The organism is Noviherbaspirillum saxi, assembly GCF_003591035.1.
Taxonomy (GTDB): domain Bacteria; phylum Pseudomonadota; class Gammaproteobacteria; order Burkholderiales; family Burkholderiaceae_D; genus Noviherbaspirillum; species Noviherbaspirillum saxi.
Genome location: NZ_QYUO01000001.1, coordinates 1,202,808 through 1,217,575 on the forward strand (window position 1 = coordinate 1,202,808; position 14,768 = coordinate 1,217,575).

Consider the following 14,768-nt stretch of genomic DNA (forward strand, 5'->3'; position numbering starts at 1 on the left):
CTCCTTCTTGAGACGCAATTATAGTCTTCAAATCAATGATTTTTCAGCGCGCTCTTCGTCGCGAACTGGTAAGTACCGCCGGCGCTGTGTTCACCACGCTTTTCACGATCACGATTACCGTGATGCTGATCAAGATCCTCGGACAGGCTGCCGGCGGTCGGGTCGCATCGCAGGACGTCATTGCCCTGATCGGTTTTGCCGCATTGAGGTACCTGTCCGTGATCCTGATCCTGACCGGATTCATTTCGGTGCTGGTGGTCGTCACGCGAAGTTACCAGGATTCCGAAATGGTGGTGTGGTTTGCCTCGGGCATGAGCCTGACGAGGTGGGTCGTGCCCGTCATGTCATTCGGCGTGCCTATCGTCATATTGACTGCCTTGCTTAGTTTCGTCGTGACGCCATGGGCAAACCGGCAGAGCGCCGAGTTTCGCGAGCGCTTCGAAAAGCGCGAGGATATCGCCAAGGTTTCGCCCGGCAAGTTCCAGGAATCGTCGTCGGCCGACCGGATCTTCTTCGTCGAAGGCGTCAATGGCGACGCCGCCAAGGTCAGAAATGTATTCGTCAATACCATCCAGGACGGGCGGACCAGCGTGGTGGTTGCCAAGGAAGGCACGATCGGCATCGACGAACGCGGCGACAAGTTTCTGTTGATGGACAAAGGCCGGCGCTACGACGGCGTCGCCAATCAATCCGATTTCCGCGTGATCGAATTCGAGCGCTACGGTGTGTTGGTGTCGCGGCAGTCGAAGGCCGTGGTCGGCGATATGTCGGCACGTTCTCTATCGACTCCGGCACTGCTCGCCGATCTCAACAATTTCAACAGCGGTGAGTTCGTATGGCGGTTGTCCTTGCCCATCATGGGACTGCTGCTGATGCTGCTCGCGATCCCGCTGGGATTCGCGAATCCGCGCGGTGGTCGTTCGGCCAACCTGCTGATTGCCTTATTGCTCTTCATTATCTATAGCAACATGGTAAGCGTGTTCCAGGCAGCGGTGGTGCAAAAGCGGCTTCCGCTGGACATGGCCTGGTGGCCGCTGCATCTGCTGGCCGCCGTGCTGATCGCCTTCCTGTTTTCATGGCGGCTGTTCGTCAATCATCCCTATCACCCTGCAAGCATGTGGGCTACATTCAAGCGCGCCTGTTCGTTCAAGAAGGCGGTGGCGCGATGAAAGTCCTGCATCGTTATGTCGCGCGCGAAATCATCGGCGCAGTTATCTTTGCGCTGGTAGCGTTTCTCGCGCTGTTCGCATTCTTCGACCTGATCGGCGAATTGCCGCAGGTAGGGCGAGGCAACTACAAGCTGCAGCATGCGTTTCTGTATGTGACGATGGGTTTGCCGGGATATGTCTATGACCTGATGCCGATCGCGGCGCTGATCGGTAGTATCTACACACTGGCCCAACTGGCAGCGAAGTCCGAATTCACCATCATGCGCGCTTCCGGACTGTCGACCGGCATGGCCGGGTGGATGCTGGCTCGTGTCGGCATCGTCTTGGTGCTCATCACCTTTCTGTTCGGTGAATTCATTGCGCCGGCCAGCAGTGCAATGGCGGAGAAATGGAAACTGCAGGCGCAAGGCGCATCCGTATCGCAGGAATTCCGCACCGGGCTTTGGACCAAGGATGTGGTTCGCGAGAACGGTCTGGTGGGCGAAACCGTGGGCACACGCTTTCTGAACGTGAGAGAAGTGACGCCCACCGGACGGCTGCAGCAGGTAAAACTTTATGAATTCGACAAGGAATTCCGGCTGACTGCCGTGGTGACTGCCGCATACGCCGACTATCGCGACCAGAATGTCTGGCGTCTTGCCGATGTGGTCGAGACCAGCTTTGCCACGAATGCAACCGATATAACGGCGACGGTATCGACCAAAAGCATGCCGACGAAAGAACTCGTTTCGGAAATCACGCCGAACATCCTGTCGGTACTGTTTGCTGATCCGGACCGCATGTCGGCTTACGGGTTGGCGATGTACACCCGTCATCTTGCGGAAAACAACCAGACCACCGAGCGGTATCAGATCGCCTTCTGGAAGAAACTGTTTTATCCATTCGCAGTATTGGTCATGATGGCGTTGGCGCTGCCGTTCGCCTACCTCCATTTCCGCGCCGGCGGCGTGAGCCTCAAGATCTTCATCGGCATCATGATCGGTGTCAGCTTTCAGCTGCTCAACAGTTTGTTTTCCCATTTGGGATTGCTCAATACCTGGCCGCCCCTGGCGACCGCGGTCCTGCCCAGCATGACCTTCCTGCTGATTGCGATCGGATCGCTTTGGTGGGTCCAAAAACATTAGGGAACATCATGAGCAATCACGCCCTTGTCCTGTTCGCCCATGGCGCCCGCGATCCTCGCTGGGCTGAACCTTTTGAGCGCTTGCGGCAGATCGTCGAGGAACAGAAACCTGGGCTTGTCGTCTCGCTAGCGTTTCTTGAACTGATGACACCGCGATTGCCGGAATTGATTGCCCAGCTTGTACAGGATGGATGCACAGAAGTGACGGTCGTGCCGGTCTTCTTTGGTCAGGGCGGGCATGTATTGCGTGACTTGCCGGTGATGATCGATGAAATCAGGCATCAGTATCCGTTACTGCAGATAACGGTGGCGCCAGCAGTAGGGGAAAGCCTGGATGTGTTGAATGCGATCGGGCGGTATTGTGTGGGGATGCTGGGGAATGGCTAGTGGATCACTAGTTGCCGTGGTCAATGCGGGGGCCGCTTGTCCGAATTACGTTTCTTTGTTCGTCGGATTTGCTATTCGATATTGGTGAACTTAGTTTATGTAACTCCTTACACCGCCCAAATTAGGAAATCAAACGGCAGAATTGTTTATTGTGGGGGAAGTCTCAATCGGTCGGTCTCCATACATCATCTGCCATAGGTCACGTAGATCGTCCGCAACTTCCGCTTCGTTCTCAAAATCAAGGCTCGTCAATTGTTCATACTCCGTAATTGAAAAACTCTTGTTCAGAATTGCGTCTGCGAGAAATTGAATAAATTCTTCTTCATTGATTGGATGCAGCGGATTGCGAAGATCGTTTAACAGCATTGTGCCAGTATCTCTGGCTTTGATCTCAAAATGCCAGTAGTTCGCAATGTCTTCTTTAAATTCATTTGGTTTGTCAGTCGTTGCTAAACTCCGGACGCAGGGTATGGTCATTCCAATGTCCATTCGGATTTCTTTTGAAAGCACTGCTGCATCAGCCATTTGAAGATCATAGGACAGAAGTGTCTACAGCGCCCCGAGTAGCCCAATCGGGCGATCGCCATACAGCATCCACCATAAGTCACGTAAATCTTCCGCAACTTCGTCATCGCTCTCGAAATCAAGACTCGTCAATTGCTCATATTCCATGATCGAAATGGACTTATTCAGAATGGCATCTGTTAAAAATTGAATAAATTCCTCTTCATTGATCGGATGACGTGCCTTACGAAGATCATTTAGTAGCATTAGGCCAGTATCTTTGTCTCGGGCTTCACAATGCCAGTAGGTAGCAATATCCTCTTTAAATTCAGTTAGCTTGTCAGTCATCATTGCGGCTCCGGATACATGGTATGAAGGTTCCAATTCCCATTCGCGTTTTTTTTAAAAATGCTGATGTATGTTCCATTCGTAAAATCAATATATGCAGTTCCTGTTGGATTGTTTATTGAACCGAGTCTTGTCTTGCCATAGACAGACGATAAGTAATTTGGACCTAACGCGTCTTGTAATTTCAATCCGTCAACAACAACTTGATCTCTATCGTTCGCTACTGCAGCTGTTATTTTATTGCTGAATTCTTGTGATTGTCTCGCATATCCTTCCGCAGAGATCATTGCCTCTCTGCTCAAGAACTGCGTTGCATTCTTTGAAGCCCTGTGAGGCATCCGTGTATAGAAGTCTGTCGTTGTCCCCGTCATTGGATCCCTTTTATACATCGCCCGATTATCAAGAGCCATCTCCGTCACCCGCGGTCCATGCCGCCCGACCGCATGCCCTTCAACGGCTAATCGGTCAAATTCGGTTTGACGTATAGCATCTTGCTCTCCTCGAAAATTAATATCTGCATTGAGATCGCTCGTACGGCCAAACTTGTGATTAAGATAGGCGCGACGCTCTGATTCTGATCTATTGACTGTTGCGTCGAACGATACCTTTTCTGTGCTTGCTGCCTTTGCAGTGGCTATATTACTGCCCCTGGCCTTACCACCTAAAAATACGCTGCCCAGCATCGTCCACTTCTGGCCGTCAGACCCGTTTCCGAATGCCTTGCCACCAAGCCACTCTATGCCGATGTCACCAACAATCCCGCCAATGAGTCCAGCTGTTGCAGCGATTGGGCCGCCTAATGTAATTGCACCGCCAACGCCGACTACTAGCAGACCTGTGTGTATTGCGCCTGGAACAAGGTTTTCAGGACAGATTATGTCGGTCTGGATAGCGGCACTGCCTATGAACACATTCTCAGAGCCGTCGGAGATAACTGCAGAGCAGCCGGTCTTGTCGCCCATTCTCGCTGCGGCTTGACCATTGATATAGACCGTGGCACTGCCTGTGGCAATTGGGAGGAAAGATGAGCTGTGCTTGGCGCAGTTGACCACATCCACATGCGCTCTTGCCGCAGGTATCCCATTAATAAATACGTTACTTGAGCACTTGCCACTGATAACACCACAAGCTTCTTTTGGAGCCCAGCTCATAGTGCTGAGCAGTTCACCAACCTCCGCCCCGGTGGCTGCGAGCCCGCCAATAATGGCTGCAGCTGCTACGCCACCAGTACCTATAACTGCAACCGACGCCATGCCAATTGCAGCCCCGACGACCACGCCCTTCAATAGCCAATTCATGGTCGGGCTATGGCCGATCGAGTCACCTAAGCGGGCGGCTTGCGGCATGCGAACCTTTCCTCTCTAGTTGTTTTATTGATAATTCATGTTGCATTATCAATAACATTTGGCTCAAATGCAATAAATGTTCTTTAATGTTTTTTTGCCCAGAGTGATCACGACTTGAGCATATATGTGAGAGTTGCGGCGTTTTACATAGAAAGAACAAGAAGAGGGTATGCGATACGTCCGTAAGAATCATCGCAAGAAAATGCGAGGCGGCGGCTGATTAGCAGCGCCGAATGCTATTTCATCCGGAAATAAGCTAAATATGAGGAAGTGAAAGGGGTAACGAGGGAGTAGAGCAGAACATGCAGGCATGTGAACGACCGCGCAACAATGAGGCAGCTATCGGCGAGGCTACATGGGAGAAGAACGTGGATGTCCTTAATCATCCAGTTATGTGAAGACCTTTAGCTGTGGTGTTCTAGCGTGGCTCGAAAGCGTCACCAATCATCACCAGCACCGGCCCATGGCAGCTTGCAAGACCTTGTTCAAGCTCGCACAACCGCAGGCGCATGACACGCTCATTGTCACGGCTGCAATTTTCCACTACGACTACTGGTAAATCGGGCGAACGCCCTTGCGCAAGAAGCTTGCGTGCAGTGGCGATGGCTTCCTTTCCGCCCATGTATTGAATCAAGGTGTCGCAATCCGGCAGCGTTGTCTGTTCGGGATGATTGGGTGCGGTGCTTGAGGTAAAGAACGCGACACTGCGTGCGATGCCGCGCTTGGTCAGCGGCTGCTTGGTGGAGGCGGCAGCGGCCAGGGCGGCGGTAATGCCGGGAACGATTTCCACTTCGATGCCTTCGGCCTCCAGTGCGCGCAACTCTTCATCGGCGCGTCCGAACATCATCGGATCGCCGCCTTTCAGACGCACTACCAGCCGGTATTTTTTTGCGCAGGCGACCAGCTGTGCATTGATGACGTCTTGCGCGGTCGATCGTTGCCCCGAGCGCTTGCCGACCGAGATTTTTTCTGCCTGGGGACAGAGAGCGAGCATCTCGTCGGTGACGAGCGCGTCGTATAGCACTACCTCGGCTTGAGAGAGTATGCGTGCGCCGCGGACCGTGATCAGGTCTGCGACGCCGGGGCCGGCGCCGATCAGGACGACTTTGCCGGTCGCATGCGGCACGGCCGGCTTGGATGACATCGTGCTATCCGGATTAAGCCAGGCGAATCATGCCGGCCGCGACGGTCTGGTGCGTGACTTCATCGATCAGGATGAATGCACCGGTCGAACGAATCGCTTCGTATGCATCTGCAGCCAAGGGCTGCTGGACGTTGATCGATACGGTGGCGATATCGTTGAGCTTGAGCGCCTCGGCGTTGCGGCGCTCTTGCGTGTTGATATCGAGCAGCGTATCGATTGCGGTCACGCGTGCTGCTACCTGCTTGGTGGTGTGCTTGAGCCAGTATTTGCGACGCATGTCCAGCGGCTCTTCCGACAGCCAGCAGATGTCGGCTGCGACGGTCTTGAGCAGTGTGGCCGGCGCATCGGCAGCGGCCAGCATGTCGCCGCGCGAAATGTCCAGATACTCGTCCAGCAAGATGGTGACCGACTGGCCGGACGTTGCAACGTCGAGCGAACCATCAAGGGTAATGATCTCCTTGACAGTGGCCGTCTGGCCGCTTGGCTGCACGACCAGCTTGTCGCCCTTGTGCACCTTGCCGGCTTCGATGCGGCCCATATAGCCACGGAAATCGTTCGCTTCATGGCCATTGTGGCGTGCCACCAGTTGGACAGGAAAACGCAAAGGTTCATCGTGCGCGTCTTCATAGACCGACAGCGATTCCAGCAGGTTGATCAGGGTAGGGCCCTGGTACCACGGCATCTTGTCGCCGGCTTCGACGACGTTGTCGCCGGCCAGTGCGGACAGGGGAATCGGGCGCACGTCTTTCAGGCCAAGCTGGTTCGCAAACTCCTGGTATGCACCGACGATACGGTCATACACGGTCTGGTCGTAGTCGACGAGATCCATCTTGTTGACCGCGACGATCACGTGTTCGATGCGCAGCAGATGCGCGATCGTGGAATGACGCTTGGTTTGAGTGAGCAGCGTCACGCTGCCATCGTCGCCCAGCTTCACTTTCGATACGTCGATCAGGATGATCACGGCATCGGCGGTCGAGGCACCGGTCACCATGTTGCGGGTGTACTGTTCGTGTCCCGGCGTATCGGCGATGATGAACTTGCGCTTTGGCGTTGCGAAATAGCGATAGGCGACGTCGATCGTGATGCCTTGTTCGCGCTCGGCTTCCAGACCATCGGTCAGCAGCGACAGGTCGACGGTATCGCCCACGGTGCGCTTGTGCTTGGCACGCGAAATCGCGTCGAGCTGGTCGGCGAAAATTCCCTTGCTGTCGAACAGCAGGCGTCCGATCAGCGTGCTTTTGCCATCGTCGACCGAACCCGCGGTAATGAAGCGCAGCAGGCCGCGCTCGGCTCCGGCGCTGGTGGACAAGGCTTGTTGTGCAACTACGGCGTTCATCAGAAATACCCTTCTTTCTTGCGTTTTTCCATCGATGCTTCGGATGTCTGGTCATCCATGCGGGTCGCGCCGCGTTCGGTGATCTGCGTTACTGCCGTCTCGGCGATGATGGCATCCACGTCAGCTGCGTCGGAAGCGACCGGGCAGGTGCAGGAAATATCGCCGACCGTGCGGAAGCGCACGACGCGTTTTTCGACTGCTTCACCTTCACGCGGCGGTGTTAGGTCGGTCAATGGCACCAGCAAGCCGTTGCGCGGAATAACTTCGCGCTCATGGGCGAAATAGATCGGCGGCAGTTCGAGTTTTTCGCGGGCGATGTATTGCCAGACATCGAGCTCGGTCCAGTTCGAGATCGGGAACACGCGCATGTTTTCACCGGGGTGGACGCGGGTGTTATACAGATCCCACAGTTCCGGGCGCTGTGCCTTCGGATTCCACTGGCCGAATTCGTCGCGGAAGGAAAAGATGCGTTCCTTGGCGCGTGCCTTTTCTTCATCGCGGCGTGCGCCGCCGATGCAGGCGTCGAACTTGTGTTCGGCAATGGTTTCAAGCAGCGTCACTGCCTGCGCCGCATTGCGCGAATCGGTTTGCGGATTGCGCAGGCGTACGGTGCCGCGCTTGATCGAATCTTCCACCGAACCGACGATCAGGCGCTCGCCCAGTTCGGCCACGCGCTTGTCGCGGAAAGTGATGACTTCCGGGAAGTTGTGGCCGGTGTCGATATGCACCAGCGGGAAAGGGAATTTGCCGGGGCGGAAAGCCTTCTCGGCGATGCGCAGCAGCACGACCGAATCTTTGCCGCCCGAGAAGAGCAGGGCAGGGTTGGTGCACTCGGCGGCGACCTCGCGCATGATGTGGATCGCTTCCGATTCCAGCCAGTCAAGATGACGGTTGCTGGCGGCATCCAGGAAAAGTTTTTCGACTGCGGTGTTCATATATATGTCGACCTTCGATTGATTTCGTTACTTCCTCTTCTTCATAGGAGAGGAATGTGTTCTTAAGCGTGTGAAACAGCCTTGATCCTCACCAGCTTGCCATCGACCACATGCAAGCCGCATTCCTTGGATTCCGGATTTTCCCACCACCAGCGTCCGGCACGCACGTCTTCGCCGGGTTGAATCGCGCGCGTGCAAGGTTCGCAGCCGATCGAGGGATAACCCTTGTCGTGCAGCGGGTTGTAGGGGACGTTGTTGGTACGGATGTAATTCCATACGTCGTCTTCGGACCAATCCGCCAGCGGATTGAACTTGGTCATGGCATGCGCGGCATCGTCTTCCTGCACGGCCAGTTCGGCGCGTGTAGTGGACTGTGCGCGGCGTTGGCCGGTGATCCAGGCCTTGTTGCCGGCGAGCGCGCGATTGAGCGGCTCGACCTTGCGGATGCGGCAGCATTCCTTGCGCATCTCGACGCTGTCATAGAAGGCGTTCAGGCCGTTCTGCTTGACATAGGCATCCACGGCATCTGTCTCGGGCTTGTACAGCGCGACGTCATAACCGTAGGTTTCCTTGATGCGATCGACCATGCCCAGGGTTTCCTTGTGCAGGCGGCCGGTTTCCAGCGTGAAAATGCCGATAGGCAGTTTCGCGCGCAGGATCAGGTCGGTCAGCACCATGTCTTCCGCGGCAAGGCTGGACGCGAATACCGCCGGCGTGAACTCGTCGGCGATACGCTGCAGCGTCGCCTTCGTGGCCTCGACCAGGGCGTTCAGGTCGCTCATGCCGGCGCTCCCGTGCGCTGCGCACGGCGGAACAGCGGCGACTTCTGGTCCCACGAGGTTTGATATACCTCGGAGAAGTCGGTCAGGCCCTTGAGTGCATCATGAATGTTCTTGTCCTCGCGCACCGCGAACGTGTCGAAACCGACGCGCTGCATGTAGAATAATTGGTCGCGCAGCACATCCCCGATCGCACGCAGTTCGCCGGTATAGCCGAGGCGTGCGCGCAGGTTGTAGGCGATCGAGTAACCGCGACCATCGGCAAACTTGGGAAAGTCGACCGCCACCACCTTGAAGCGCGACAGCTCACCCTTCAATTCTTCCGGGCGCTCGCTGCTGGCGATCCATACGCCGAGCTCGGCGCGGCCTTCCAGCGTCGTGCGTTGCGCCTGCCATACCTTCAGCGGCACGATGACCTTGCCTTCGGGGATGGCGACCGTTTCCGGCGTATCGGTTTCGGCAAGGCGCAATACGGTCCAGTCATCCGACACGACAGCCTTGTTCTTGATGATGTCACGCATATGCGTCTTCTCCTGCTTTGTGTTCGATGACGATGGGTGTGGCGTAGACGAATTCCTTGAACGGTGTCACACCGATGCGGCGGGCAGTATCGATGAAGCGCTCGTCTTCGTTGCGCTCGAGCAGGTAGACCTGCAGGATGCGGTCGATCACTTCCGGCATCTGGTGCGCGGAGAACGACGGGCCGATGATCTTGCCGATGCTCGACTGATTGCCCTGCGCTCCGCCGACTGATACCTGATACCACTCGCTGCCATCCTTGTCGACGCCGAGAATGCCGATATGGCCGACGTGATGATGGCCGCAGGAATTGATGCAGCCCGAAATGTTCAGTTCGATCTCGCCGATGTCATGCTGGAAATCCAGGTTGTCGAAACGCTCGGCGATGTCGGCCGCGATAGGAATCGACTTCGCATTGGCCAGCGCGCAGAAATCGCCGCCGGGGCAGCAGATCATGTCGGTCAGCAGGCCGATGTTCGGCGTTGCCATGCCGTGCGCCTTGGCTTCTTCCCACAGTCTGATCAGGTCGGATTGCTTGACGTCGGACAGCACAAGGTTCTGCTCGTGCGTCACGCGCAGTTCGCCGAAGCTGTAACGGTCGGCCAGTTCCGCTGCGAAATCCATTTGTTCAGCCGTGGCGTCGCCGGGCGGCACGCCGGTTTTCTTCAGCGACAGCACAACCGCTGCGTAACCGGGCACCTTGTGCGGCTTAACGTTGCGCTTGATCCAGTTCGAAAACGCTTTGTTGTCGCTCTTGAACTGCTCGACCGCCGAATCGGTCGCCGGCAGCGACTCGTAAGCGGGAGCGGTGAAGTAGGCGGCGACGCGGGCGAGTTCTTCCTCGGTCAGCGTGCTCGGGCCATCTTTGATGTCGGCCCATTCCTCTTCGACCTGGCGTGCGAATTCTTCCGCGCCGATCGCCTTCACCAGGATCTTGATGCGCGCCTTGTACATGTTGTCGCGGCGGCCGTACTGGTTGTAGACGCGCAGGATCGCTTCGATATAGCTCATCGCATGCTGCCACGGCAGGAAGGCGCGGATCTCGCTGCCCAGGATGGGCGTACGGCCCATGCCGCCGCCGACCAGCACGCGGAAGCCGACTTCGCCCTGTTCATTCTTGACGACGGACAGGCCGATGTCATGCACCATGATGGCAGCACGGTCTTCCAGCGCGCCATTGATTGCGATCTTGAACTTGCGCGGCAGATAGGCGAACTCGGGATGGAAGGTGCTCCACTGGCGCAGGATTTCCGCATAGGGACGCGGATCGACGATCTCGTCGGGCGCGATGCCGGCGTATTCGTCGGAAGTGATGTTGCGCACGCAGTTGCCCGACGTCTGGATTGCATGCATTTCGACCGATGCCAGCTTGGACAGGATTTCCGGCGTTTCTTCGATCTTGATCCAGTTGAACTGGATGTTCTGGCGTGTCGTGAAATGGCCATAACCGCGATCATGCTCGCGCGCGATATGGGCAAACATGCGCATCTGCTTCGATGACAGCAGGCCGTAAGGCACGGCAATGCGCAGCATGTAGGCATGGCGCTGGTAGTACAGGCCGTTCTGCAGACGCAGTGGACGGAATTCGTCCTCGCTTAGTTCATCGGAAAGACGGCGGCGAACCTGATCGGCGTACTGCGCAACGCGTTCCTTGACGATCAGATGATCAAATTGGTCGTAGCGATACATCTTTTTCTTCCAATCTTAAAAAACCATTTTGGCGGCGATGCCCGTGAGCGTAGTAGCTAACAGGGCGCGCAGGAATTTTTCCGGTACCGCTTTCGCGGCGAGTGAACCGAGGGTGATGCCGGGAACGGAGCCGATCAGCAGCGTGGCCAGCAATTCCCAGTTGATCGAACCCAGGTACCAGTGGCCGGCTGCCGCGATCGCGGTCAGCGGGACCGCATAGGCGATATCGGTTCCGGCAATTTCCGCGGGGGACAGGCGAGGATACAGTAATACCAAAATGGTCGCACCTACCGCGCCCGCACCGATCGAGGAAATCGTCACCAGGGTGCCGAGCAGAGCGCCGACAATCACGGTAACGATGGCCAGTTTGGTGCCCTGAAGCTGTTTTTCGGGATGCGCCAGCACCCATGCCTGCATGCGGCTGCGAAACAGCAGCGCGCAGACGGTCAGCAAAACGGAACCGGCGATGGAATAGCGGATGATCTGGCCGATTTCCTTGTCGAGTGCGCCGAAATATTTCAGTGCAAAGGTTGCCACCAGCGCAGCCGGAAGGGCGCCATAGCAGAGGTGGCGCACGATGCCCCAGCGCACCGTGCCGCGCACGCGATGTGCGAGCGTGCCAGCGGTCTTGGTGGCGGAGGCAAATGCCAGGTCGGTGCCGACGGCAACCGTGGGCGATACGCCGAACATCAGGGTAAGAAGTGGGGTCATCAGCGAACCACCACCGACGCCAGTAAGGCCGACCAGCAGGCCGACAGCAAATCCAGAAACTATGTAAGTTACAGTCATGTCACCTCGCGCAAAGGAGTGTGAATCGTAATAAACTTATTCCTTATTCCAAACTACTTAGTATTTATTTGCTTATATGCCTATTCGGTATAAATAAGTATGAAAAATAAGATAGTGTTGCCACAAGGGAAACAATGAATCTTCACCAATTGCGGTTCGTGCGCGAGGCCGTAAGGCAAAATTTCAATCTGACCGAAGCCGCCAAAGCCCTTTTTACCTCGCAACCCGGGGTATCCAAAGCCATCATCGAACTGGAAGAAGAGCTCGGCGTCGACATCTTCACCCGTCATGGCAAGCGCATTCGCGGCCTGACGGAACCGGGTCGGGCAGTGCTGCGCTCGGTCGAATTGATCATGCAGGAAATCGACGGCCTCAAGCGTATCGGCAAGGAATTCGCCGCACAAGACAGCGGCAGCTTCACGATTGCCACCACGCATACGCAAGCACGTTATGCCTTGCCCAAAGTGGTGCAGGCATTTACACAGAAATTCCCCAAAGTGCGCTTGTCGCTTTTGCAAGGCAATCCCAAGCAGATCGCGGAGATGGTCTTGAAGGACCAGGCCGACATGGCCATTGCGACCGAAGCGATTGCCAGTGTTGACGGTTTGATCACCTTGCCATGCTATCAATGGGAGCACGTGGTCGTCGTGCCGCACGCGCATCCTTTGCGGGAAGCCAAGCCGATCACGCTGGAAGAGATTTCCCGCTACCCCCTGATTACCTACGACAGCGCGTTTACCGGTCGTGCAAAGATCGATCATGCATTTGCGATACGAGGACTCAAACCCGACATCCTGTTGGAAGCCATCGATGCCGATGTGATCAAGACGTATGTCGAACTGGGCATGGGCGTGGGAATTATTGCCGGCATGGCCTTCGATGCCGATCGCGACAAGGGTTTGGAGGCTATTTCTGTCGGCCACTTGTTCGGATCGAACGTGTCCCGCGTTGCATTGAAGCAAGGGGCTTATCTGCGCAGCTATGTATACAGCTTCATCGAACTGTTGACACCGACTCTCAATCGCAAATTGATCGAGCAAGTGATGAACGGTGAAAAAGATAGTTACGAGTTATGACCGCAATGGGCAAGCTGCGGCCTTTGGCCGAGTGGCCGGTCGAGCAGCGCCGCCAGCTATGCGGCGTACTGACTGATATCGACGACACGCTGACGACTGACGGCGCATTGACGCCGGAAGTGCTTGCGGCCATCAATAGTCTGCGCGAGGCCGGGCTGCGCATCATTGCCGTCACCGGCCGTCCAACCTATTGGGCAATGCCCTTGTTGAAGCTTTGTCGCTTCGATGCAGTCATTGCCGAAAACGGCGCCAGCGCATTTTGGCATGACGCGGACGGCGCTATGCAATCCTGGTTTTATGCCGATGTGGCAACCCGGCGCCAGCATCGTGCGAGGCTGGAGGATTTCGTGCCTGTGCTGCAGCAACAGTTTCCCGATTTGCCGGTGGCCGATGACGCGCCGCAACGGGTGGGCGACCTCGCGTTCGATATCGGCGAACATGTTCCGCCAAGGTCGGCGGTCGAGGTTGAGGAAATCGTCCGCTTTATCGGCGCCAGCGGCTTCCACACGACGGCAAGCAGCATCCATGTGCATGCCTCGCTGGTTCGATTTTGCAAACAGGCAAGCACCGATCGCATACTGCGCATGGCGTTCGGCATCGACGATGCGGCGGCGCGCGATCAATTTGCATTTGTCGGCGATTCCGGGAATGACGCCGCCATGTTCGCGCATTTTCCTTTTGCGATCGGCGTAGCCAATATTGCAAGACATCTGGGGCGCATCGACATCCCGCCGGCCTACGTGACGACACAGGCATGCGGTGCCGGATTCGTCGAGGCCGCACTCGCCATACTTTCCGCGCACCAGACGGCATAATCTCGAAGTATTTCTGTCCGATAATCCCGTGTTTGGGTTAAAATCCCGGCGTCATTGGGGAGTAGCCGCCCTCCGAAAGCGAGAGGGGCTTGCGTCAACAGACTTAATCCGCGTCATCGGCGCCGGGTTATGGCGTAAGCGATCCAGGTTTGGCGAGACCTTTGACCATGCCGCCTCAGCTTCGGGCCGGAAGGCGCATGGTCATTGGTATTCATCCGGCCCTGGAGTTTTCATGGAAGCTTTCTTCATCTCGACCGGAATCGTTGCCCTTGCAGAAATGGGCGACAAAACGCAACTACTGTCCCTGCTGCTCGCAGCCAAATTCCGGCGTCCCATCCCCATCATCATCGGCATACTCGTCGCTACGCTTTTCAATCATGCATTTGCCGGAGCGGTTGGCAGCTGGCTCACCGAGTTTATCGGCAAGGATGCATTGCGCTGGATCCTCGGCCTGTCCTTTCTGGCAATGGCGGCGTGGACAATGATTCCCGACAAGCTGGACGATGTGGATGCGAAGCCTGTGTGCTTCGGCGTCTTCGGCGCGACGCTGGTTGCCTTCTTCCTCGCCGAAATGGGCGACAAGACACAAATCGCCACTATCGTCTTGGCCGCAAAGTATTCTGCTTTCTCCGCCGTGGTTGCCGGCACGACGCTGGGCATGATGCTGGCGAATGTGCCTGCCGTGCTGATCGGCAACCGGATCATGCAAGTCGTTTCGCTAAAGCTGGTGCATGGAATAGCCGCAGTCATCTTTGCCGTGCTTGGCGTTCTGACCTTGCTGAACGTGGGCAATTTCCTGTAACAGT

Annotated in this window: 16 protein-coding genes and 1 riboswitch; of the genes, 6 read left to right on the forward strand and 10 right to left on the reverse strand. The window is 56.3% G+C overall.

Features of this window, described 5'->3' with window-relative positions; genetic code table 11:
- Positions 1–35: 35 nt before the first annotated feature.
- Genes lptF through D3871_RS05760 form a run of 3 tightly spaced genes read left to right on the forward strand, consistent with a single transcriptional unit; the run spans position 36 to position 2,679 of the window.
- Complete coding sequence (gene lptF / locus D3871_RS05750; RefSeq protein WP_119768016.1) at positions 36–1,169, forward strand: LPS export ABC transporter permease LptF; 1,134 nt, start codon at positions 36–38, stop codon at positions 1,167–1,169.
- Positions 1,166–2,293 (forward strand): LPS export ABC transporter permease LptG, encoded by a 1,128-nt coding sequence (gene lptG / locus D3871_RS05755; RefSeq protein WP_119769919.1) that lies wholly within the window; start codon positions 1,166–1,168, stop codon positions 2,291–2,293. The genes lptF and lptG overlap by 4 nt, the downstream gene beginning before the upstream one ends.
- A gap of 8 nt (positions 2,294–2,301) precedes the next feature.
- Positions 2,302–2,679 carry a sirohydrochlorin chelatase gene (locus D3871_RS05760; RefSeq protein ID WP_119768017.1) on the forward strand — a complete coding sequence of 126 codons (378 nt, stop codon included), beginning with the start codon at positions 2,302–2,304 and terminating at the stop codon, positions 2,677–2,679.
- Positions 2,680–2,808: 129 nt separating this feature from the next.
- On the opposite strand, the gene D3871_RS05765 is transcribed toward D3871_RS05760, so the two are convergent.
- The 10 genes from D3871_RS05765 to D3871_RS05810 all read right to left on the reverse strand — a co-directional run bounded on the left by D3871_RS05765 (position 2,809) and on the right by D3871_RS05810 (position 12,071).
- Positions 2,809–3,204 carry a hypothetical protein gene (locus tag D3871_RS05765; RefSeq protein ID WP_147376752.1) on the reverse strand — a complete coding sequence of 132 codons (396 nt, stop codon included), beginning with the start codon at positions 3,202–3,204 and terminating at the stop codon, positions 2,809–2,811.
- Between the two features lie 24 nt (positions 3,205–3,228).
- On the reverse strand, positions 3,229–3,534 hold the full coding sequence (locus D3871_RS05770; protein ID WP_119768019.1) for a hypothetical protein: 306 nt from the start codon (positions 3,532–3,534) through the stop codon (positions 3,229–3,231).
- Entirely contained in the window at positions 3,531–4,877 is a 1,347-nt protein-coding gene (locus tag D3871_RS05775) for a PAAR domain-containing protein (protein WP_119768020.1), read from the reverse strand. The genes D3871_RS05770 and D3871_RS05775 overlap by 4 nt, the downstream gene beginning before the upstream one ends.
- Before the next feature lie 418 nt (positions 4,878–5,295).
- Positions 5,296–6,021 (reverse strand): uroporphyrinogen-III C-methyltransferase, encoded by a 726-nt coding sequence (cobA, locus tag D3871_RS05780; protein ID WP_119768021.1) that lies wholly within the window; start codon positions 6,019–6,021, stop codon positions 5,296–5,298.
- A gap of 13 nt (positions 6,022–6,034) precedes the next feature.
- Positions 6,035–7,360: a sulfate adenylyltransferase subunit 1 gene (locus D3871_RS05785; RefSeq protein WP_119768022.1), complete on the reverse strand. Its 1,326-nt coding sequence runs from the start codon at positions 7,358–7,360 to the stop codon at positions 6,035–6,037.
- Positions 7,360–8,295 (reverse strand): sulfate adenylyltransferase subunit CysD, encoded by a 936-nt coding sequence (gene cysD, locus D3871_RS05790; protein ID WP_057290425.1) that lies wholly within the window; start codon positions 8,293–8,295, stop codon positions 7,360–7,362. Before cysD ends, D3871_RS05785 begins: the two co-directional genes overlap by 1 nt.
- Positions 8,296–8,357: 62 nt before the next feature.
- The gene (locus tag D3871_RS05795; protein WP_119768023.1) at positions 8,358–9,077 is read right to left on the reverse strand and encodes a phosphoadenylyl-sulfate reductase; all 720 of its coding nucleotides are present in this window, start codon (positions 9,075–9,077) and stop codon (positions 8,358–8,360) included.
- The gene (locus D3871_RS05800) at positions 9,074–9,595 is read right to left on the reverse strand and encodes a DUF934 domain-containing protein (RefSeq protein ID WP_119768024.1); all 522 of its coding nucleotides are present in this window, start codon (positions 9,593–9,595) and stop codon (positions 9,074–9,076) included. The genes D3871_RS05795 and D3871_RS05800 overlap by 4 nt, the downstream gene beginning before the upstream one ends.
- Positions 9,588–11,282, reverse strand: coding sequence for a nitrite/sulfite reductase (locus D3871_RS05805; RefSeq protein ID WP_119768025.1), 1,695 nt, complete (start codon positions 11,280–11,282; stop codon positions 9,588–9,590). Before D3871_RS05805 ends, D3871_RS05800 begins: the two co-directional genes overlap by 8 nt.
- A gap of 15 nt (positions 11,283–11,297) precedes the next feature.
- Complete coding sequence (locus D3871_RS05810) at positions 11,298–12,071, reverse strand: sulfite exporter TauE/SafE family protein (protein WP_119768026.1); 774 nt, start codon at positions 12,069–12,071, stop codon at positions 11,298–11,300.
- Between the two features lie 134 nt (positions 12,072–12,205).
- Between D3871_RS05810 and D3871_RS05815 the strand changes: the two genes are divergently transcribed.
- The 3 genes from D3871_RS05815 (at position 12,206) to D3871_RS05825 (ending at position 14,764) form a co-directional block, all read left to right on the forward strand.
- Positions 12,206–13,147 carry a CysB family HTH-type transcriptional regulator gene (locus tag D3871_RS05815; RefSeq protein WP_119768027.1) on the forward strand — a complete coding sequence of 314 codons (942 nt, stop codon included), beginning with the start codon at positions 12,206–12,208 and terminating at the stop codon, positions 13,145–13,147.
- Positions 13,144–13,962, forward strand: a complete 819-nt coding sequence (locus tag D3871_RS05820) for an HAD-IIB family hydrolase (protein WP_119768028.1) — start codon at positions 13,144–13,146, stop codon at positions 13,960–13,962. Before D3871_RS05815 ends, D3871_RS05820 begins: the two co-directional genes overlap by 4 nt.
- A 44-nt stretch (positions 13,963–14,006) precedes the next feature.
- Positions 14,007–14,192: riboswitch (yybP-ykoY riboswitch) on the forward strand.
- A gap of 2 nt (positions 14,193–14,194) precedes the next feature.
- Positions 14,195–14,764, forward strand: coding sequence for a TMEM165/GDT1 family protein (locus D3871_RS05825; RefSeq protein ID WP_119768029.1), 570 nt, complete (start codon positions 14,195–14,197; stop codon positions 14,762–14,764).
- Positions 14,765–14,768 lie beyond the last annotated feature (4 nt).

Excerpts from the sequence above, each read along its gene's own strand:
- lptF (WP_119768016.1), top strand. The coding sequence starts at position 36 with ATGATTTTTCAGCGCGCTCTTCGTCGCGAACTGGTAAGTACCGCCGGC.
- lptG (WP_119769919.1), top strand. The coding sequence starts at position 1,166 with ATGAAAGTCCTGCATCGTTATGTCGCGCGCGAAATCATCGGCGCAGTT.
- D3871_RS05760 (WP_119768017.1), top strand. The coding sequence starts at position 2,302 with ATGAGCAATCACGCCCTTGTCCTGTTCGCCCATGGCGCCCGCGATCCT.
- D3871_RS05765 (WP_147376752.1), bottom strand. The coding sequence starts at position 3,204 with ATGGCTGATGCAGCAGTGCTTTCAAAAGAAATCCGAATGGACATTGGA.
- D3871_RS05770 (WP_119768019.1), bottom strand. The coding sequence starts at position 3,534 with ATGATGACTGACAAGCTAACTGAATTTAAAGAGGATATTGCTACCTAC.
- D3871_RS05775 (WP_119768020.1), bottom strand. The coding sequence starts at position 4,877 with ATGCCGCAAGCCGCCCGCTTAGGTGACTCGATCGGCCATAGCCCGACC.
- cobA (WP_119768021.1), bottom strand. The coding sequence starts at position 6,021 with ATGTCATCCAAGCCGGCCGTGCCGCATGCGACCGGCAAAGTCGTCCTG.
- D3871_RS05785 (WP_119768022.1), bottom strand. The coding sequence starts at position 7,360 with ATGAACGCCGTAGTTGCACAACAAGCCTTGTCCACCAGCGCCGGAGCC.
- cysD (WP_057290425.1), bottom strand. The coding sequence starts at position 8,295 with ATGAACACCGCAGTCGAAAAACTTTTCCTGGATGCCGCCAGCAACCGT.
- D3871_RS05795 (WP_119768023.1), bottom strand. The coding sequence starts at position 9,077 with ATGAGCGACCTGAACGCCCTGGTCGAGGCCACGAAGGCGACGCTGCAG.
- D3871_RS05800 (WP_119768024.1), bottom strand. The coding sequence starts at position 9,595 with ATGCGTGACATCATCAAGAACAAGGCTGTCGTGTCGGATGACTGGACC.
- D3871_RS05805 (WP_119768025.1), bottom strand. The coding sequence starts at position 11,282 with ATGTATCGCTACGACCAATTTGATCATCTGATCGTCAAGGAACGCGTT.
- D3871_RS05810 (WP_119768026.1), bottom strand. The coding sequence starts at position 12,071 with ATGACTGTAACTTACATAGTTTCTGGATTTGCTGTCGGCCTGCTGGTC.
- D3871_RS05815 (WP_119768027.1), top strand. The coding sequence starts at position 12,206 with ATGAATCTTCACCAATTGCGGTTCGTGCGCGAGGCCGTAAGGCAAAAT.
- D3871_RS05820 (WP_119768028.1), top strand. The coding sequence starts at position 13,144 with ATGACCGCAATGGGCAAGCTGCGGCCTTTGGCCGAGTGGCCGGTCGAG.
- D3871_RS05825 (WP_119768029.1), top strand. The coding sequence starts at position 14,195 with ATGGAAGCTTTCTTCATCTCGACCGGAATCGTTGCCCTTGCAGAAATG.